Annotated in this window: 16 protein-coding genes; 12 read left to right on the top strand and 4 right to left on the bottom strand. The window is 63.8% G+C overall.

What is annotated here, in order from left to right; all coding sequences use genetic code 11:
* Positions 1-4: 4 nt before the first annotated feature.
* Together N7422_RS02955 and N7422_RS02950 are read right to left on the bottom strand one after the other, a co-directional pair.
* Positions 5-1,552: an AmpG family muropeptide MFS transporter gene (locus tag N7422_RS02955; RefSeq protein ID WP_279805084.1), complete on the bottom strand. Its 1,548-nt coding sequence runs from the start codon at positions 1,550-1,552 to the stop codon at positions 5-7.
* Positions 1,553-1,596: 44 nt separating this feature from the next.
* A complete protein-coding gene (locus N7422_RS02950) occupies positions 1,597-1,950 on the bottom strand; it encodes an MGMT family protein (RefSeq protein ID WP_279805083.1) in 354 nt (117 codons plus the stop codon).
* A gap of 153 nt (positions 1,951-2,103) precedes the next feature.
* On the opposite strand from N7422_RS02950, the gene N7422_RS02945 reads away from it, so the two are divergent.
* From N7422_RS02945 to groL, 5 genes are all read left to right on the top strand, one after another.
* A complete protein-coding gene (locus tag N7422_RS02945) occupies positions 2,104-3,111 on the top strand; it encodes a DUF481 domain-containing protein (protein ID WP_279805082.1) in 1,008 nt (335 codons plus the stop codon).
* Between the two features lie 171 nt (positions 3,112-3,282).
* Positions 3,283-4,014: a HugZ family protein gene (locus N7422_RS02940; protein ID WP_279805081.1), complete on the top strand. Its 732-nt coding sequence runs from the start codon at positions 3,283-3,285 to the stop codon at positions 4,012-4,014.
* A gap of 65 nt (positions 4,015-4,079) precedes the next feature.
* Positions 4,080-4,541 (top strand): FxsA family protein, encoded by a 462-nt coding sequence (locus N7422_RS02935; protein WP_279805080.1) that lies wholly within the window; start codon positions 4,080-4,082, stop codon positions 4,539-4,541.
* Between the two features lie 297 nt (positions 4,542-4,838).
* Positions 4,839-5,132, top strand: a complete 294-nt coding sequence (locus N7422_RS02930; RefSeq protein ID WP_279805079.1) for a co-chaperone GroES — start codon at positions 4,839-4,841, stop codon at positions 5,130-5,132.
* 48 nt (positions 5,133-5,180) lie between these two features.
* Complete coding sequence (groL, locus tag N7422_RS02925) at positions 5,181-6,821, top strand: chaperonin GroEL (RefSeq protein ID WP_279805078.1); 1,641 nt, start codon at positions 5,181-5,183, stop codon at positions 6,819-6,821.
* 96 nt (positions 6,822-6,917) lie between these two features.
* On the opposite strand, the gene N7422_RS02920 is transcribed toward groL, so the two are convergent.
* Positions 6,918-7,646: a phosphatase PAP2 family protein gene (locus N7422_RS02920; RefSeq protein ID WP_279805077.1), complete on the bottom strand. Its 729-nt coding sequence runs from the start codon at positions 7,644-7,646 to the stop codon at positions 6,918-6,920.
* Between the two features lie 178 nt (positions 7,647-7,824).
* Between N7422_RS02920 and colR the strand changes: the two genes are divergently transcribed.
* The 5 genes from colR to N7422_RS02895 all read left to right on the top strand — a co-directional run bounded on the left by colR (position 7,825) and on the right by N7422_RS02895 (position 11,539).
* Positions 7,825-8,508, top strand: coding sequence for a two-component system response regulator ColR (gene colR, locus N7422_RS02915; protein WP_279805076.1), 684 nt, complete (start codon positions 7,825-7,827; stop codon positions 8,506-8,508).
* The gene (locus N7422_RS02910) at positions 8,498-9,817 is read left to right on the top strand and encodes a HAMP domain-containing sensor histidine kinase (RefSeq protein WP_279805075.1); all 1,320 of its coding nucleotides are present in this window, start codon (positions 8,498-8,500) and stop codon (positions 9,815-9,817) included. The genes colR and N7422_RS02910 overlap by 11 nt, the downstream gene beginning before the upstream one ends.
* 106 nt (positions 9,818-9,923) lie before the next feature.
* Complete coding sequence (locus N7422_RS02905) at positions 9,924-10,604, top strand: class I SAM-dependent methyltransferase (protein ID WP_279805074.1); 681 nt, start codon at positions 9,924-9,926, stop codon at positions 10,602-10,604.
* A gap of 6 nt (positions 10,605-10,610) precedes the next feature.
* Positions 10,611-11,312, top strand: a complete 702-nt coding sequence (locus N7422_RS02900; RefSeq protein ID WP_279805073.1) for a lipopolysaccharide kinase InaA family protein — start codon at positions 10,611-10,613, stop codon at positions 11,310-11,312.
* Positions 11,309-11,539, top strand: a complete 231-nt coding sequence (locus tag N7422_RS02895) for a hypothetical protein (protein WP_279805071.1) — start codon at positions 11,309-11,311, stop codon at positions 11,537-11,539. The genes N7422_RS02900 and N7422_RS02895 overlap by 4 nt, the downstream gene beginning before the upstream one ends.
* Before the next feature lie 946 nt (positions 11,540-12,485).
* Here N7422_RS02895 and N7422_RS02890 read toward each other — a convergent pair.
* On the bottom strand, positions 12,486-13,127 hold the full coding sequence (locus tag N7422_RS02890) for a TetR/AcrR family transcriptional regulator (protein WP_279805070.1): 642 nt from the start codon (positions 13,125-13,127) through the stop codon (positions 12,486-12,488).
* A gap of 171 nt (positions 13,128-13,298) precedes the next feature.
* On the opposite strand from N7422_RS02890, the gene N7422_RS02885 reads away from it, so the two are divergent.
* Positions 13,299-14,396, top strand: a complete 1,098-nt coding sequence (locus N7422_RS02885; RefSeq protein ID WP_279805069.1) for an efflux RND transporter periplasmic adaptor subunit — start codon at positions 13,299-13,301, stop codon at positions 14,394-14,396.
* 6 nt (positions 14,397-14,402) lie between these two features.
* A complete protein-coding gene (locus N7422_RS02880) occupies positions 14,403-17,456 on the top strand; it encodes an efflux RND transporter permease subunit (RefSeq protein ID WP_279805068.1) in 3,054 nt (1,017 codons plus the stop codon).
* Positions 17,457-17,461: the final 5 nt, after the last annotated feature.

Here is a 17,461-nt window from a genome sequence, read left to right as displayed (position 1 = left end):
AGATCTAGTTCTGCTCAGCCGCCGGGCTCTGCGCCGGCACCGGCTTTCCCCGGCCGATCTCCTGCCGCCAGTGCAGGGCGATCAGGATCAGCGTCGGCACGCCCAGCAGGGCGGTGATCAGGAAGAAATCGTGGTAGCCGAACTTCTCCACCATCACCCCCGAGTAACCGCCGATCAGGCGCGGCAACAGCAGCATGATCGAGCTGAGCAGGGCGTATTGGGTGGCGGAGAACTTGAGGTTGGTCAGGCTCGACAGGTAGGCCACGAACGCCGAGGTGGCCAGGCCTGAGCTGAAGTTGTCCAGGGAAATGGTCACCACCAGCATTTCCAGGTTCGGCCCCATGTCGGCCAGCATCAGGAACAGGATGTTGGTGGCCGCCGAGGTCACGCCGCCGATGAACAGGATCGGCAGGATGCCGAAGCGCACGATCAGCAGGCCGCCGGCACCGGCGCCGACCAGGGTCATGATCAGGCCGAAGATCTTGCTGACGCTGGCGATCTGGTCCTTGGTGAAGCCCATGTCGATGTAGAACACGTTGGCCATCACGCCCATCACCGTGTCGGACATGCGGTAGGTGGCGATCAGCCCGAGCAGCAGCAGGGCTTGCCAGCGATAGCGCGCGATGAAGTCGTTGACCGGGGTGAGCACCGGCGCCAGACCCCGGCGCCCCAGGGACGAAAGGCAGGCCCAGGTCAGCAGCACGTAGAGGATCAGGCGCAGGAAGGCGCGGTCTTCGAGCAGCAGGTCGAGCATGGTCGAATCACCGAACACCACGCTCGCCCAGTCGGTATTGAACATCTGGGTGAAGCTGGCCGGCACCGAGACCAGCAGGATGATCAGCACGAACACTGAAGCCAGCTGGTGCATCAGCCCGTAGCGGGCGGCCGACAGTTGGGTGCGCAAGGGGACGGCAGGCTCGCGCATCACCAGCGTGGTGAACACCGCGGGCAGCATGAGCACGCCGAACAGCACATAGGTGCCAGTCCACGCCTGATGCAGGTAGCTGAAACCGGTGGAGCCGAACCATTCGGCGAAGAACAGTGCGCCGGCAGTGGCGAGCAGGGCGGCGACCCGGTAGCCGGCCATGTAGCTGGCGGCCAGCGCGGCCTGACGCTGGTCGTCGGCGATCTCCAGGCGATAGGCATCGACGGCGATGTCCTGGGTGGCGGAGGCGAAGGCCACCAGTACGGCCAGGGCGATCAGCCACGACAGGTGCTTCTGCGGGTCGCAGAAGCCCATGCCGATCAGGCCCAGCACCACCAGCACCTGCGACAGCAGCAGCCAGGAACGGCGGCGGCCCATGCCGCCGAGCAGCGGCAGGCGCCACTGGTCGAGCAGGGGAGACCAGACCCACTTGAAGGCATAGGCCAGGCCGATCAGGCTGGCGTAGCCGATGGTCTCGCGCGCCACGCCCGCTTCGCGCAGCCACACCGAAAGCGTCGAGAACACCAGCATGTACGGCAGGCCGGCGGCGAATCCGAGCAGCAAAAGCACCAAAGTTGACGGGCTGGCATAGGCAGCGAGCGCAGCGCGCCAGGTTTTACGGGGCATGGGCCAACATCTGCCTCAAGGTTTGCGAAAACAAAGCGCGCACTCTAACCGCTGTGCTCCATCGGGCGCCAGCCATGGCGCGCCATATCCACACGATTATTGGTCACATTCACGCCTTCCGCGCGCAACCGGGCGCGCTGTTCGTCGCCCGATGGCGTGCCCAGTGCCAGGCTCAGCCGCCCACCGGCACCGATGACCCGATGCCAGGGCAGGCGGGTGTCGGTGGGCAACTGGCCGAGGGTACGGCCGACCCAGCGAGCCGCGCGGCCAAGGCCAGCCAGGTCGGCCAGTTGCCCATAGCTGACCACCTTGCCGGGCGGAATCTGGCCGAGTACCGAGTAGAGCGCCATTCGTCGGGCTTCGGCGTCTTCCGGTGGCGAGGGCGGGGGCGTTGGCATCAGGGCATACCTGGGCTGTGGATGAAACCGGACAGGCGGTCGGGGCAAAGGCGGGTGGAACTCATCGGCATGGTCCGGGTCTGTCCTTGCTCAGATTGTCGGTATCTGGATAATGCCCGGCTTTTTTCGTCAAATCGAACCCCTACTGTGCTTATGCCTTCTAGAACCCTGCTGTGCCTCATCGCTGCCTCCCTGTGTACCCCTGTGCTCGCCGACACCGTCTGGATGAAGAACGGTGACCGCCTGAGCGGCAAGATCAAGGTCTTCGATGGCGGCAAGCTGCTGCTGGAAACCCCCTATGGTGGCTCCATCGCCCTGGACTGGAAGCAGGTGCGGACGCTGGAGAGCGACCAGGAGCTGCTGGTCAAGCAGGACGCCTACTCCGGCGAGAAGGCCAAGTCGCTCCAGGCCGCCGAGCCAGGCAAGGTGACGCTGGCCAACGGCGATGCGCCGAAGACCGTCGAGCTGGCCAGCATCGAGCAGATCATGAAGCCACGGCCGATGGTCGAGGACTTCCTGTGGAAGGGCAACGTCGATGTGGCGATGGACTACAAACGCGCCGAAACCGACAGCGACGACTACGACGTCAGCTTCAAGACCACTGCCCGTCATGGTCGCTGGCGACACAACGCCGAAGGCGAATACAACCGCGAGACCAAGGACGACGTCACCACCACCAACAACTGGAGCGCCGAGTACGCCCTCGACCGTTTCATCACCGAGAAGTGGTTCTGGCAGGGGCGCCTCGAATACAAGCGCGACCAGATCGAGGACCTGGCCCGCCAGCGTACCGTCGGTACCGGCCCGGGCTACCAGTTCTGGGATAACGAGCTGGGCGCGTTCTCGCTGGGCTCGCTGATCAACCGCACCGACTTCGAGTACCGCGACGGCGGCAAGGACAACTTCTATTCCGCCGCGGTGAAATGGGATTACAACCGCTACCTGATCGGCAAGAAGGTGGAGTTCTTCACCAATGGCGAGTTCGGCAAGCCACTGGGTGGCGTGGCCGACTACTCGCTGGATGCCGAGATGGGGCTGCGCTACAAGGTCACCGAATGGGCCTCGCTCAACCTCAAGGCGGAGAAGGACCTGATCAAGGGCACCAGTGACAGCGATCTGGACAAGACCCGCTACACCGCCGGGTTCGGTGTTACCTGGTAGATCGCAGGTGCCGCCGCGCGCGCCATCGCCGGCAAGCCGGCTCCCACAGGAGCACCTACACCCTGTGGGAGCCGGCTTGCCGGCGATGGTCTGCGCAGCAGACCCAGTGGCAGTGGCGGGTGATAATGCTTATCTTGTCATCCATCGAGTCGATCGCCAGGAGCCCCTTCCGTGAGTACCAACGCCCTTCGCCCCGCCCGGGAACTGCTGCTCAAGGAGTACCGTGGCGTCCTCTGCACCCATTCCAAGTCGATGCCTGGCTTCCCCTTTGGTTCGGTGGTGCCGTACTGCCTCGACGCCGAGGGCCATCCACTGATCCTCATCAGCCGCATCGCCCAGCACACCCACAATCTGCAGAAGGACCCCAAGTGTTCGCTGCTGGTGGGCGAGCGTGATGCCGAGGACGTCCAGGCGGTCGGCCGCCTGACGGTGATGGCCGAGGCGCGCAAGTTGACCGACGAAACAGCGATCGAAGCCGCCGCGACCCGCTACTACCGCTATTTCCCGGAGTCGGCCAACTACCACCAGGCTCACGATTTCGACTTCTGGGTGCTGGAGCCGGTGCGTCATCGCTATATCGGCGGCTTTGGCGCGATCCATTGGCTCGACCAGGTCACGCAGGCCAATCCGTTCGCCGGCAAGGCCGAGACCAGCATGATCGAGCACATGAACAGCGATCACGCCAACGCCATTGCCCATTACGTCGAACTGACCGATCTGCCGCGAAGCGCTCCGGCCGAAATGGTCGGTATCGACAGCGAGGGCATGCACCTGCGCATCGGTCAGGGGGTCCATTGGCTGGCGTTTCCGAGCACTTGCAATACGCCGACACAAGTCCGCGAAGCCCTGGTTCTGCTGGCTCGCGCCGATCAGTGGCCGGTTGCGGCAGCCGCCGAGGGTTGAAAATCCGAGCATGCGCATCCATTTGAGGTCTTACGGGAAGATTCTCTTCCGTCGAGGAATTGTGGATGCGTGCTTTTCTATTGCTGTTTCTGATTTTTCCGGTGCTGGAGTTGTTCGTCTTCGTCAAGGTCAGCGCTGCCATCGGTTTCTTCCCCGCGTTGCTGCTGATCATCGCCGGCTCCGCCCTGGGTGTGCTGGTGATGCGTGTGGCCGGCCTGGCCACCGCCCTGCGTGCCCGGGAGAGCCTGCAGCGCGGCGAACTGCCCGCCGAGGACATGTTCCAGGGCCTGATGCTGGCCGTCGGTGGTGGCCTGCTGTTGCTGCCGGGCTTCATCAGCGACGTGCTCGGTGTGCTGTGCCTGCTGCCGTTCACTCGTCGCCTGGTGGCGGGCAAGCTGCGCCGTCGCGCCGAGGAGCAGGCCATGCGCCAGCGGGCGTTCCAGGATGACCCGTTCCAGGCGCAGCCGCGTGATGGCGGCCATCGTCCGAACGTGATCGAGGGCGAGTACGAGCGGCGCGACAAGTAACCCTTAGCGCGCCTGCTCGAATCCGCGTGGGAGCGGGCCTGCCCCGCGACAGGCCTGTCGCGGGGCAGGCCCGCTCCCACGTATCGTTTCAAAGACCCGGTGAAAAATTTTCTACGGCAAGCCTTGTAATCGAACAAGGCGGCCTCATGTAGTGGTCACCGCAAGGTTTCCGGTGAGTTCACCGGACATGACACACAGGGTTCGCTCCACGCGGGCCCTGACCGGCAACGCCGGACCGTATCCACCTGCCGGTGCTGACACCGGCCGATGAAAACCACAATTTGGGAGAGATCGACAATGAAGCTTCGTCCTCTGCATGACCGCGTCGTCATCCGTCGCAGCGAAGAAGAATCGAAAACCGCTGGCGGTATCGTCCTGCCGGGTTCGGCCGCTGAAAAACCAAACCGCGGCGAAGTCGTCGCCGTCGGCACCGGTCGCATCCTGGACAACGGCGAAGTACGCTCGCTGGCCGTGAAAGTGGGTGACAAAGTGGTTTTCGGCCCTTACTCGGGCAGCAACACCGTGAAAGTCGATGGCGAAGACCTGCTGGTCATGGCCGAAAACGAAATCCTGGCCGTCATCGAAGGCTGATTTCCCCGACTTCCCGTTACTCCAAAGAATTCCAAGGATTAAACGATCATGGCTGCTAAAGACGTAAAATTCGGCGATTCCGCCCGTAAGAAAATGCTGGTTGGTGTCAACGTCCTGGCTGACGCCGTCAAGGCGACCCTCGGCCCGAAAGGCCGCAACGTGGTCCTGGCCAAGAGCTTCGGCGCGCCGACCATCACCAAGGACGGCGTTTCCGTCGCCAAAGAGATCGAGCTGAAAGACGCCTTCGAGAACATGGGCGCCCAGCTGGTCAAGGAAGTCGCTTCCAAGGCCAACGACGCTGCCGGTGACGGCACCACCACCGCTACCGTCCTGGCCCAGGCCATCGTCAACGAAGGCCTCAAGGCCGTTGCCGCCGGCATGAACCCGATGGACCTCAAGCGCGGTATCGACAAGGCCACCGCCGCCATCGTCGCCGAGCTGAAGAGCCTGTCCAAGCCATGCGCCGACTCCAAGGCCATCGCCCAGGTAGGCACCATCTCCGCCAACTCCGACACCTCCATCGGTGAAATCATCGCCGAAGCCATGGAAAAAGTCGGTAAAGAAGGCGTGATCACCGTCGAGGAAGGCTCGGGCCTGGAAAACGAACTGTCCGTCGTCGAAGGCATGCAGTTCGACCGTGGCTACCTGTCGCCGTACTTCGTCAACAAGCCGGACACCATGGTTGCCGAGCTGGAAGGCCCGCTGCTGCTGCTGGTCGACAAGAAGATCTCCAACATCCGCGAGCTGCTGCCAGTCCTGGAAGCCGTTGCCAAGGCCGGCCGTCCGCTGCTGATCGTGGCCGAGGATGTCGAGGGCGAAGCCCTGGCCACCCTGGTGGTGAACAACATGCGTGGCATCGTCAAGGTTGCCGCGGTCAAGGCACCTGGCTTTGGCGATCGCCGCAAGGCCATGCTGCAGGACATCGCCACCCTGACCGGCGGCCAGGTCATCTCCGAGGAAATCGGCCTGACCCTGGAAACCACCACCCTGGAGCACCTGGGTAACGCCAAGCGCGTCATCCTGTCCAAGGAAAACACCACCATCATCGACGGTGCAGGCTCCGACGCCGACATCGAAGCACGCGTCAAGCAGATCCGTGCCCAGATCGAAGAGACTTCCTCGGACTACGACCGTGAGAAGCTGCAAGAGCGTCTGGCCAAGCTGGCTGGCGGTGTTGCCGTGATCAAGGTTGGTGCCGGCACCGAAGTCGAGATGAAAGAGAAGAAGGCCCGTGTCGAAGACGCCCTGCACGCTACCCGCGCAGCCGTCGAAGAAGGCGTGGTGCCTGGCGGCGGTGTTGCTCTGGTTCGTGCCCTGCAGGCCGTTGAAGGCCTCAAGGGCGACAACGAAGACCAGAACGTCGGTATCGCCCTGCTGCGTCGCTCGGTCGAAGCGCCGCTGCGCCAGATCACTGCCAACGCCGGCGACGAGCCAAGCGTTGTCGCTGACAAGGTCAAGCAAGGTTCGGGCAACTACGGCTACAACGCCGCTACCGGCGAATACGGCGACATGATCGAGATGGGCATCCTGGACCCAGCCAAGGTCACCCGCTCGGCCCTGCAAGCCGCAGCTTCGATCGGCGGTCTGATGATCACCACCGAAGCCATGGTTGCCGACCTGCCGGAAGACAAGCCAGCCGCTGGCATGCCTGACATGGGCGGCATGGGTGGCATGGGCGGCATGATGTAAGCCAGCCTTACCCCCTGCACCAAGGAAAGCCCCGGTTCGCGAGAACCGGGGCTTTTCGTTTTTCTGTATCAGCCTCTTCGCGGGTTTACCCGCGAATCAGGCGACGGTGCGCTCGATGACTGGCACTTTCACTAGGCCACGCCGGTACAGGACCAGGTAGTACGAGCCCAGCCCGATCAACCAGCAGAACACTGCCGTCCACACGTTGTGCGACAGGAAGTGCGCGCCCTGCATCATTCGTCCGATCGACAGTATCGACCCCGCCACGAAGGCCACGGCCAACGCCGCCCGGGCCAGGCGTGGCTTACGGTCGCGCAGCACGAAGAACAGGGCGAACAGACAGAATCCGGTCGCCGCATGGCCACCTGGCCAGCACAACCCGGGCTTGTCGGTGGCCGGGCGCGGTTCGAGCAGCTTGCTGTAGGTTTCCTTGCCACCGAACTGGGTCAGGCTCCACGGGCACTGCACCTGGGTCAGTTGCTTGAGCGGGGTGACGAACGCGGTGGAAAGGCCCAACGCCAGCACCAGGCAGCCAAGTTCGCGTCGCCAGCCGAACAGCCGTTTCCAGAAGAAGCTGGAGGCAAAGGCGGCGATGCTCAGCAGGCCCAGCAGGATCACGCCCTGCTTGACCCGGTCATGCAGGATGGTTTCCAGCAGGTAGCTGTGGCGGCCGATGAACTGGCCGGCGGCCTGGTCGTAGAACAGATTGGCCAGGTCCATGTCCAGCGAGGTCCATTCCAGCAGAATCAGGGCCACGATGGTGACGAAGGGGATACCCAGGTACAGCCACGGATTGATCGGGCGAGGACGGACGGATGCCTGCATGGTGACTCCAGGGGGAAGGAAAAGACCGGGCATTGTCGGGTGCCCGCTATCCTGTGTCCGTGAAGGATCGGTGAAAAAACTGTCAAGTTCGCTGATTTCGCATCGGGGCTGGCACCGTGCGGGCGATGGCCTTAAGCTGCGCCTGCCGCGCCCTGCGAAGCGCCGCACAGGAGACCCCATGCGCATTCTTTTGGTTGAAGACAACCGCGATATCCTTGCCAACCTGGCCGACTATCTCGGCATGAAAGGCTATACCGTCGACTGTGCCCAGGATGGGCTGTCTGGCCTGCACCTGGCCGCCACCGAGCACTATGACCTGATCGTGCTCGACATCATGCTCCCCGGCATCGACGGCTACACGCTGTGCAAACGCCTGCGCGAGGACGCGCGCCGCGATACGCCGGTGATCATGCTCACCGCCCGCGACCAGCTGGATGACCGCCTGCAAGGCTTTCGCTCCGGTGCCGACGATTACCTGCTCAAGCCCTTCGCCCTTTCCGAGCTGGCCGCTCGCATCGAGGCGGTACTGCGCCGTGCCCAGGGCGGCGGTCGACGCGCGCTGCAGGTGGCTGACCTGAGCTACGACCTGGATACCCTCGAGGTCACCCGGCAGGGGCGGCTGTTGAAGCTCAATCCGGTCGGTCTCAAGCTGCTCGCGGTGCTGATGCAGAAGAGCCCCCACGTGCTGCGCCGCGAAGTCCTGGAAGAGGCGCTGTGGGGCGACGATTGCCCGGACAGCGACAGCCTGCGCAGCCACGTCCACCAGTTGCGCCAGGTGATCGACAAGCCATTCGACAAGCCTCTGCTGCATACCGTCCATGGCGTCGGCTATCGCCTCGCCGAGGGTCGCGATGGAGTTTAGGCAAAGCCTTGCCCAGCGCATCATCATCGCCTTCGCGCTGATGAGCGCGCTGGTCGCCGGAGCCTTCGCCTTCGGCATCGTCGCCACGGTGCACCTGGTGGAGGAGCGATTGATCTCGTCGGTACTGGGCGGCGACCTGCAGCGCCTGCTGCGGATGGACAGCGTCAGCGACTGGAGCCACCGGCCGCGCCCGGACCAGTTGTTCTACTTCAGCGGCGGGCGCGACGATTTCGAGCTGCCCAAGGATCTGCGTCACCTGGATGCAGGGTTCCACGAGGTGTTCCGTGATCAGCTCTCGTACCACGCCATGGTCGAGATCGTCGATGGCCGACGCTATGTGCTGCTGCAGGACCAGAGCGATTTCGAGGAGCGCGAGCGGGTGCTGTTCGCCGTGGTGGTGGTGGGCTTCGTGCTCAGCCTGGCGCTTGCCGTGATCCTCGGCTGGCTGCTGGCGCGACGCGTCATGGCGCCGGTCATCCGCCTGGCGCGCCAGGTGCGTCACCGCGATCAGCTGCTGGGCCTGGCCCCACCACTGGCGCCGGACTACGCCGCGGACGAGGTTGGCCAGCTGGCGGTTGCGTTCGACGATACGCTCGGGCGCCTGCGCGATGCCCTGACCCGGGAGCGGCTGTTCACCAGTGATGTCAGCCATGAGCTGCGTACGCCGTTGATGGTTCTCGCCACGTCCTGCGAGCTGTTGATGGAAAACCCCAGCCTCGACACCCGTTCGCGCAGCCAGGTCGAGCGTATCGCCCGGGCGACCGAGGAGATGCGCGAGCTGGTGAAGACTTTCCTCATGCTCGCCCGCGCCCAGCGTGACGAAGGGGCCATCGCCTCGCGCGCGACCTTGCGCGAGGTGGGCGACGACCTGATCGGCGTATGGCGCGACACCATCGAGCAGAAGGGGCTGACGCTTTACTACGATGGTCGGGTCAGCGCCAGCCCGGTGCTGTACAACGCCACCTTCCTGCAGTCGGTCATGGGCAACCTGCTGCGCAATGCCGCGCATTACACCGACACGGGTTACATCCGTCTGAGCCTGGAGCCCAATGGCTTCAGCGTCGAGGACAGCGGGGTGGGCATTCCGGAGGAGCAGCGCGAGGCGATGTTCCGGCCTTTCGTGCGTGGCGACGAGCGCCGCGGCGAGGGGCTGGGGCTTGGCCTGTCGCTGGTGCAGCGGATCTGCGATGACCAGGGCTGGCGCGTGACCCTGACGGCGACGCTGCCCCACGGCTGCCGTTTCCAGGTGGACCTGAGCCAAGGCACCAGGGCTGCGCGGGACGCCGACGGTATATTGGATCCGGGTTAACTTTCTGTAACACCTGGCCGGTGCACTGACAGATTTTTCACATGGGCATGACCTGAAACCAACGCTCGCCTGCCTAAGGTGGGCGCACTGAGTCAGGAGATGCCCAATGCGTAGCCCCATCAAACTCGAATTTTCGGAAAAGTACGACCGGGACCATGCCCGCGAGTATTTCCTCAAGCATCAGGATGGCCTGGCCCGGCGCCTTTCCCACCAGCGCGACGAGCAGCTGGCCCGTCGTGCGCTGGCGCTGGCCGGGGAACCGGGCCTGGTGCTCGACCTGCCGTGCGGTGCCGGGCGTTTCTGGCCGTTGCTGGCGGAAAAGGCCAACCGCGTCATCATCGGTGCCGACAACTCCGCCGCGATGATCGAGACAGCCTGTGCGGCACAACCGCCAGAGGTGGTGGCTCGGGTACGCCCCTTGCAGACTTCCGCTTTCGCGATCGACCTGCCGGACAATGCGGTGGACAGCATCTTCTGCATGCGCCTGTTCCATCACATTGGCGATCCGGCTCACCGCAAAGCAATTCTTTCGGAATTTCAACGCGTTAGCCGAGACAGCGTGATTCTCTCGCTGTGGGTGGATGGCAACTTCAAGGCGTGGCGGCGCAAGAAACTCGAAGCGCGGCGCAGCGCCAAAAAGGAGCAGGACAGCTACCAGAACCGGTTTGTGTTACCGGCGGCTACAGTGGAAGAAGAATTTACATCGGCGGGCTTCAGAATCCAGGAACGTCTCGACTTCCTGCCGTTCTATGCCATGTGGCGAGTGTACGTATTGCGCAAGGGGTAGAGATTGATGACGGTAGCCCAGAACGAGTCCAGCCAGTTCGCTTATTACTGGCAGCAGCAGGGTGAGTGGGTGGAGGAACCCAACCAGCGGCGCGGTGGTGAAAGCGGCGTGCAGCGTCTGAGCGATGCCGAGGGTCACTTGCTGTATGCCAAGCGCCAGGTCGGGCATATCTATCGCAGCCTGCTGCACCCGTTCGGGCGGCCCACGGTCCTGCGCGAGCTCGATGCCCTGCACAGTTTCGAGCAGTTGGGCGTGCGGGTGCCGCGTATCGTCTATGCCGGTGCCGAGCGCGACGCCGATCACCAGTGGCGTGCGCTGCTGGTGAGCGAGGCGCTGGATGGGTTCGTCGACCTGGACACCTGGCACGCTGAAGGTGCCCGTGAGCGCTATCCGCAGGCAGTGCACGAGCGCATGCTCAAGGACCTGGCCGACAACCTGGCGCGCATGCACCTGGGGCATTGGCAGCATGGCTGCCTGTATGGCAAGCATGTGTTCATCAAGGTGATCGGCGAGGGCGATCAGGCCCGGGTCGAAGTCGCGTTGCTGGATCTGGAGAAATGCCGGCGGCGGATTCGTTGCCAGCGCGCGGCATACAACGACCTGCGTCAGCTGCGTCGCCACTCGTCGCTCAATGAGGCGCAATGGCAGACCTTGCTCTATTTTTACCAAATGGCGTTTGGCAGCGCTGTCAAAGGGTTAGAGCAATGAAACTAGAAATCGCTCGAGCTTTGTTCCTGGTGGCGGCGTTGGCGGTCACGACCGCGGCGGCGGCGGCCTGGGAGCAGCCGAGGCCGACGGTGTTCAGCAAGGCCGAGATCGGCGGGGTGTGCGCTGCGCCTCGTGAGGTCAAGCCTGAGCAGGCGCGGGCTGAGCCGGATCATGATCTTTTGCTGTTTCTGTTTGGGATGAGGCAGGGGTTGCGGCCGTTTGGTTGAAGTCTGATTTGGTTTTTCGGGCGCCAGGGGTTTTTAGATGAACTTCTGGCGCTTTTGTATTTTATGGTTTGTTGGTTTGTTGGTTTGTTGGTTTGTTGGTTTGTTGGTTTGTTTTGAAAGTTGTATGCGCATTCATTTGCGATGTCGACGCATAGTCACCTTTCCGCCCTTACGGCGGGTTACTTTGGTCTTGGCCAAAGTAACCAAAGCCGCTCGCTCCATTCATACGGCCCCTGCGCTCCGCTCCGGGGTCCCCTCACTCCGGCCTTGCTCCCGGGAGGACCGCGCTGAACGGCCCATCCTGGGCCGCAGCGCTTGACGGGCATCCATGCCCGTCACCTCCCTCCGCAAGTCCTGCGTTCGGCCTCCTGAAGTCGCGAAGTTACGGGCGGCGCCTGGACTGGCGCAGCTGTCGCTAGTTGAGTATGTAATTAATCTCTCTATTCCATCGCAGGGCAAACCCGCTGCCACGCAATAGTCATCGATATATAAATCTTTGTAGGGACGGGCTTGTCCCGCGACAGGTCGAAACAGCCAATATATATAACTGTCAAGTAAATAACTTCGCACTTCTTGCTCTTGCTCTTGCTCTTGCTCTTGCTCTTGCTCTTGCTTCTAAGCGCGCGATAGTTCAGGCGCCACAAATTGCGACTTCAGTAGGCCGAGCGCAGGACTTGCGGAGGGAGGTGACGGGCATGGATGCCCGTCAAGCGCTGCGCCCCAGGATGGGGCGTTCAGCGCGGTCCTCCCGGGAGCAAGGCCGGAGCGAGGGGACCCCGGAGCGCAGCGCAGGGGCCGGATGAACGGAGCGGGCGGTTTTGCCTACTTTTTCCAAGAAAAAAGTAGGCCGCCGTAAGGGCGGAAAGGTGACTATGCGTCGCCATCGTCAATGAATGCGCATACAACCCTCAAAACCAGCACTCTCTAAGCCGAAGCCGAAGCCGAACTACCCTCGAAAAGCCCGAACAAAAACCCCCACAGCCTCCCGCACATGCGCCTCGGCCTCATCCCCACTCAGCGCCGGCGCGCACCCCAGCAACAATCGATAATCCGGCGCCCCCTTGACCAGGCAGAAGAAATGCTCAGCCGCCCGCAACGGGTTGTCTATCCGCAGCAGCCCCCGCTGATCGACACCACGCAGCAGCGCCTCCATGCCCGCCAGCACGCGTTTGGGCCCGGCCTCATAGAAGTACTGACCGAACCCCGGATCCTGGCTACCCAAGGCCATGATCAGGCGACTCAGCTTGACCGCCTCGTCACTGCTGATCAGTGCCTGGAACCCGCGTGCAATATTCAGTAGCACATCTTCCACCGCCACCCCTTCGGGGTATTCGAACATCAGATCAGGCAGCTGGTTCTGGCAGGTCGCCATCACCGCCGCGCCGAACAGCGTCTGCTTGTCGGTGAAGTGGCTGTAGACGGTGAGTTTTGAAACACCTGCCGCCGCAGCGACCGCATCCATGCTGGTGTTGGCGTAGCCAAGGCTGAGGAACAGGTCCTTGGCGGCTTCTAGGATGGCCTCGCGCTTGGCCAGGTCCTTGGGCCGGCCGGGGCCGATGGGTGCGTCGTTGGACATTGGAATCCGCATCTGCTGTGAAAGTTGAGCATCTTACCGGGTCGCGGGCTGTCCGGCTGTAGCGTACGTCGCGACGCTATTGCGGATTTTCTCGTGGCTGCCTGCTTCCCCGGCCCTGTTCGCTGACTTAATATACTCGCCAGTATAAATATTCGATGCGTCCTCTGCCAAAGGTCCCCCATCATGTTGCGTCGTGCGTTATCCCTCGCCTTGCCTGCCGCCATCGTGCTGCTCACCGCTTGCGGCCAGGAGGCCGCGCCGCCTGCGGCGCTGCGTCCTGCGCTGGTGATCCAGCCACAGCCTGCCGAGGCTTCCGCCGACAGCTATCCGGGCGAGGTGCGGGCGCGTTTCGAACCGGAATTGGCCTTCCGCATTGGTGGCAAGGTCAGCAGGCGCCTGGTGGAGGAGGGGCAGCGGGTGAAGGCCGAGCAGCCACTGGCCGAGCTCGATCCTCAGGACGTGAGGCTGCAACTGGAGGCCAATCGCGCCCAGCTGGCCGCCGCCGAAGCCAATCTGGCCCTGGTGCGCGCCGAGCGCGACCGTTATCAGAAACTGGTGGACCGACAGATGGTCAGCCACTCCCAGTTCGACAATGCCGAGAATCTCTACCGCGCCGGCCTGGCCCGTCTGAAACAGGCCAAGGCCGAATACGAAGTGGCCGGCAACCAGGCCGAGTATGCGGTGCTGCGCGCACCCCAGGCTGGCGTGATCGCCAGGCGCCAAGTTGAGGTGGGGCAGGTGGTGGCCGCCGGGCAGACCGTGTTCACCCTGGCCGCCGACGGCGAGCGAGAGGTGGCCATCGGCCTGCCGGAACAGCAGTTCGCCCGCTTCGCGGTTGGACAGACGGTCAGCGTCGAGTTGTGGTCGCATCCCAACGAGCGCTTCGAAGGCCGGATTCGCGAACTGTCTCCGGCGGCGGATCCGCGCTCGCGCACCTTTGCCGCGCGAATTGCCTTTACCTCCACCGGTAATCCCGCCGAACTGGGCCAGAGCGCGCGGGTGTTCATCGCCCACGGCGAGCGCTCGCCATTGGCGGTGCCACTGTCGGCGGTCACCGCCGAGGCTGGCCAGGCCTATGTCTGGCGGGTTGGCAAGGACAACCGCCTGCAACGGGTGATGGTGCGCCTTGGCGCCTATGGCGCCGACAGCGTGCCGGTGCTCGAAGGGCTGCAGGCCAGCGACTGGGTGGTGGCCGCTGGCGGCCATGTGCTGCGCGAGGGGCAGCAAGTGCGGCCCGTGGACCGCAGCAATCGTGAAGTGAACCTGGCGGTCAAGGAGTAAGTCCCGATGGGTTTCAACCTTTCCGCGTGGGCGCTGCGCAACCGCCAGATCGTGCTGTTCCTGATGATCCTGCTGGCGGCGGTTGGCGCCATGTCGTACACCAAGCTCGGACAGAGCGAAGATCCACCCTTCACCTTCAAGGCCATGGTCATCCGCACCCTGTGGCCGGGAGCGACCGCCGAGGAGGTGTCGCGCCAGGTCACCGAGCGCATCGAAAAGAAGCTCATGGAGACCGGCGAGTACGAGAAGATCGTCTCGTTCTCCCGGCCGGGCGAATCCCAGGTCACCTTCATGGCCCGCGATTCGCTGCACTCCAAGGACATACCCGAGCTGTGGTACCAGATCCGCAAGAAGGTCGCGGACATCAAGCACACGCTGCCGCCCGAAGTGCAGGGGCCGTTCTTCAACGATGAGTTCGGCACCACCTTCGGCAACATCTACGCGCTGACCGGAACCGGCTTCGACTATGCGGTGCTCAAGGACTATGCCGACCGTATCCAGATCCAGCTGCAGCGGGTCAAGGACGTAGGCAAGGTCGAGCTCGTCGGTCTGCAGGACGAGAAGGTCTGGATCGAACTGTCCAACGTCAAGCTGGCTACCCTGGGCGTGCCGCTGGCGGCCGTGCAGCAGGCCTTGCGCGAGCAGAACGCGGTGAGCACCGCCGGGTTCTTCGAGACGCCCAGCGAGCGCCTGCAGCTGCGTGTCAGCGGGCGCTTCGACAGTGTCGAGCAGATCCGCCAGTTTCCCATCCGCGTAGGTGACCGCACCTTCCGTATCGGCGACGTCGCCGACGTGCACCGTGGCTTCAACGATCCGCCCGCGCCGCGCATGCGCTTCATGGGCGAGGACGCCATCGGGCTGGCCGTGTCGATGAAGGACGGTGGCGACATCCTGGTGCTGGGCAAGGCCCTGGAAGGGGAGTTCGCCCGCCTGGCCCAAGGGTTGCCGGCGGGTATGGAACTGCGCAAGGTCTCCGACCAGCCGGCGGCGGTGAAGGCTGGGGTGGGCGAGTTCGTGCAGGTGCTGGTCGAGGCGCTGGTCATCGTCCTGCTGGTGAGCTTCTTCTCCCTGGGGCTGCGCACCGGACTGGTGGTGGCGCTGGCGATCCCGCTGGTGCTGGCCATGACCTTCGCCGCCATGCACTATTTCGGCATCGGCCTGCACAAGATCTCGCTGGGCGCGCTGGTGCTGGCGCTGGGGTTGCTGGTGGACGACGCGATCATCGCGGTGGAGATGATGGCGATCAAGATGGAGCAGGGCTACGACCGGCTCAAGGCCGCCAGCTATGCCTGGTCGAGCACCGCTTTCCCGATGCTCACCGGCACCCTGATTACCGCGGCGGGCTTCCTGCCGATCGCCACCGCGGCGTCGAGCACCGGCGAGTATACCCGCTCGATTTTCCAGGTGGTGACCATTGCCTTGCTGACCTCATGGGTCGCCGCCGTGGTGTTCGTGCCCTATCTGGGTGAGCGCCTGCTGCCGGACCTGGCCAAGCTGCACGCGGCGCGCGGGTCTGCGCACGACCCCTATGCCACCCCCTTCTACCAGCGCGTGCGACGCGTGGTGGAGTGGTGCGTGCGGCGGCGCAAGACCGTGATCCTGCTGACCATCGCCGCGTTCGTCGGCAGCATCCTGCTGTTCCGGTTCGTGCCGCAGCAGTTCTTCCCGGCCTCCGGGCGTCCGGAGTTGATGGTCGACCTGAAGCTGGCCGAAGGCGCCTCGCTGAACAATACCGCCGAGCGGGTCAAGCGTCTGGAAGCGCTGCTCAAGCAGCAGGAAGGCATCGACAATTACGTCGCCTATGTCGGCACCGGTTCGCCGCGTTTCTACCTGCCGCTGGACCAGCAACTGCCGGCGGCGAGCTTCGCCCAGTTCGTGGTGCTGGCCAAGTCGCTGGAGGACCGTGAGCGCCTGCGCAGCTGGCTGATCGCCACGCTCGACGAACAGTTCCCGGACCTGCGCTCACGGGTCACGCGCCTGGAGAACGGCCCGCCCGTGGGGTATCCGGTGCAGTTCCGGGTGACTGGCGAACACATCGAGAAGGTCCGCGCGCTGGCCCGCGAGGTAGCGGCCAAGGTGCGCGAGAACCCCCATGTGGTGAACGTTCACCTCGATTGGGAGGAGCCGAGCAAGGCGGTGTACCTGGACATCGATCAGGATCGCGCCCGTGCACTTGGCGTGAGCACAGCGCACTTGTCCAGCTTCCTGCAGAGCTCGCTGACCGGCAGCACTGTCAGCCAGTATCGCGAGGACAACGAGCTGATCGAGATCCTCCTGCGCGGCACCCCCGAGGAGCGCCGCGAACTGGGTAATCTGGGCAGCCTCGCAGTGCCTACCGACAACGACCAGAGTGTGGCGCTGTCGCAGGTGGCGACCCTGGAGTACGGCTTCGAGGAAGGCATCATCTGGCACCGCAATCGCCTGCCGACCGTCACCGTGCGCGCCGATATCTACGACAAGCAGCAACCGGTGACCCTGGTGAAGCAGATCCTGCCGACCCTGCAGCAGGTGAAGGACGAACTGCCGGACGGTTATCTGCTGGAGGTCGGCGGCACGGTCGAGGACTCCGAGCGCGGCCAGCGCTCGGTGAACGCCGGCATGCCATTGTTCATCGTGGTGGTGCTGAGCCTGCTGATGATCCAGCTGCGCAGTTTCTCGCGCACGTTCATGGTGTTCCTCACCGCGCCCCTCGGTCTGATCGGCGTGACCCTGTTCCTGCTGGTATTCCGCCAGCCGTTCGGCTTCGTCGCCATGCTCGGGACCATCGCCCTGGCGGGCATGATCATGCGCAACTCGGTGATCCTGGTGGACCAGATCGAGCAGGATATCGCGGCGGGGCTGGATCGCTGGCAGGCGATCATCGAGGCGACGGTGCGGCGCTTCCGGCCGATCGTGCTGACCGCGCTGGCGGCGGTGCTGGCGATGATTCCGTTGTCGCGCAGTGTGTTCTACGGACCGATGGCGGTGGCGATCATGGGCGGGCTGATCGTGGCCACGGTGTTGACGCTGCTGTTCCTGCCGGCGTTGTATGCGGCGTGGTTCAGGGTGAAGAAGGGTTGAAGCAT

The sequence above is a fragment of the Pseudomonas sp. GD04091 genome, from assembly GCF_029836165.1.
Classification (GTDB): domain Bacteria; phylum Pseudomonadota; class Gammaproteobacteria; order Pseudomonadales; family Pseudomonadaceae; genus Aquipseudomonas.
The sequence above is the reverse complement of the archived record's forward strand: the minus strand, read 5'-3'. Positions and strand labels throughout refer to the sequence as shown.

Excerpts from the sequence above, each read along its gene's own strand:
- N7422_RS02955 (WP_279805084.1), bottom strand. The coding sequence starts at position 1,552 with ATGCCCCGTAAAACCTGGCGCGCTGCGCTCGCTGCCTATGCCAGCCCG.
- N7422_RS02885 (WP_279805069.1), top strand. The coding sequence starts at position 13,299 with ATGTTGCGTCGTGCGTTATCCCTCGCCTTGCCTGCCGCCATCGTGCTG.
- N7422_RS02900 (WP_279805073.1), top strand. The coding sequence starts at position 10,611 with ATGACGGTAGCCCAGAACGAGTCCAGCCAGTTCGCTTATTACTGGCAG.
- N7422_RS02935 (WP_279805080.1), top strand. The coding sequence starts at position 4,080 with ATGCGTGCTTTTCTATTGCTGTTTCTGATTTTTCCGGTGCTGGAGTTG.
- N7422_RS02930 (WP_279805079.1), top strand. The coding sequence starts at position 4,839 with ATGAAGCTTCGTCCTCTGCATGACCGCGTCGTCATCCGTCGCAGCGAA.
- colR (WP_279805076.1), top strand. The coding sequence starts at position 7,825 with ATGCGCATTCTTTTGGTTGAAGACAACCGCGATATCCTTGCCAACCTG.
- N7422_RS02895 (WP_279805071.1), top strand. The coding sequence starts at position 11,309 with ATGAAACTAGAAATCGCTCGAGCTTTGTTCCTGGTGGCGGCGTTGGCG.
- N7422_RS02905 (WP_279805074.1), top strand. The coding sequence starts at position 9,924 with ATGCGTAGCCCCATCAAACTCGAATTTTCGGAAAAGTACGACCGGGAC.
- groL (WP_279805078.1), top strand. The coding sequence starts at position 5,181 with ATGGCTGCTAAAGACGTAAAATTCGGCGATTCCGCCCGTAAGAAAATG.
- N7422_RS02950 (WP_279805083.1), bottom strand. The coding sequence starts at position 1,950 with ATGCCAACGCCCCCGCCCTCGCCACCGGAAGACGCCGAAGCCCGACGA.
- N7422_RS02945 (WP_279805082.1), top strand. The coding sequence starts at position 2,104 with ATGCCTTCTAGAACCCTGCTGTGCCTCATCGCTGCCTCCCTGTGTACC.
- N7422_RS02880 (WP_279805068.1), top strand. The coding sequence starts at position 14,403 with ATGGGTTTCAACCTTTCCGCGTGGGCGCTGCGCAACCGCCAGATCGTG.
- N7422_RS02910 (WP_279805075.1), top strand. The coding sequence starts at position 8,498 with ATGGAGTTTAGGCAAAGCCTTGCCCAGCGCATCATCATCGCCTTCGCG.
- N7422_RS02920 (WP_279805077.1), bottom strand. The coding sequence starts at position 7,646 with ATGCAGGCATCCGTCCGTCCTCGCCCGATCAATCCGTGGCTGTACCTG.
- N7422_RS02890 (WP_279805070.1), bottom strand. The coding sequence starts at position 13,127 with ATGCGGATTCCAATGTCCAACGACGCACCCATCGGCCCCGGCCGGCCC.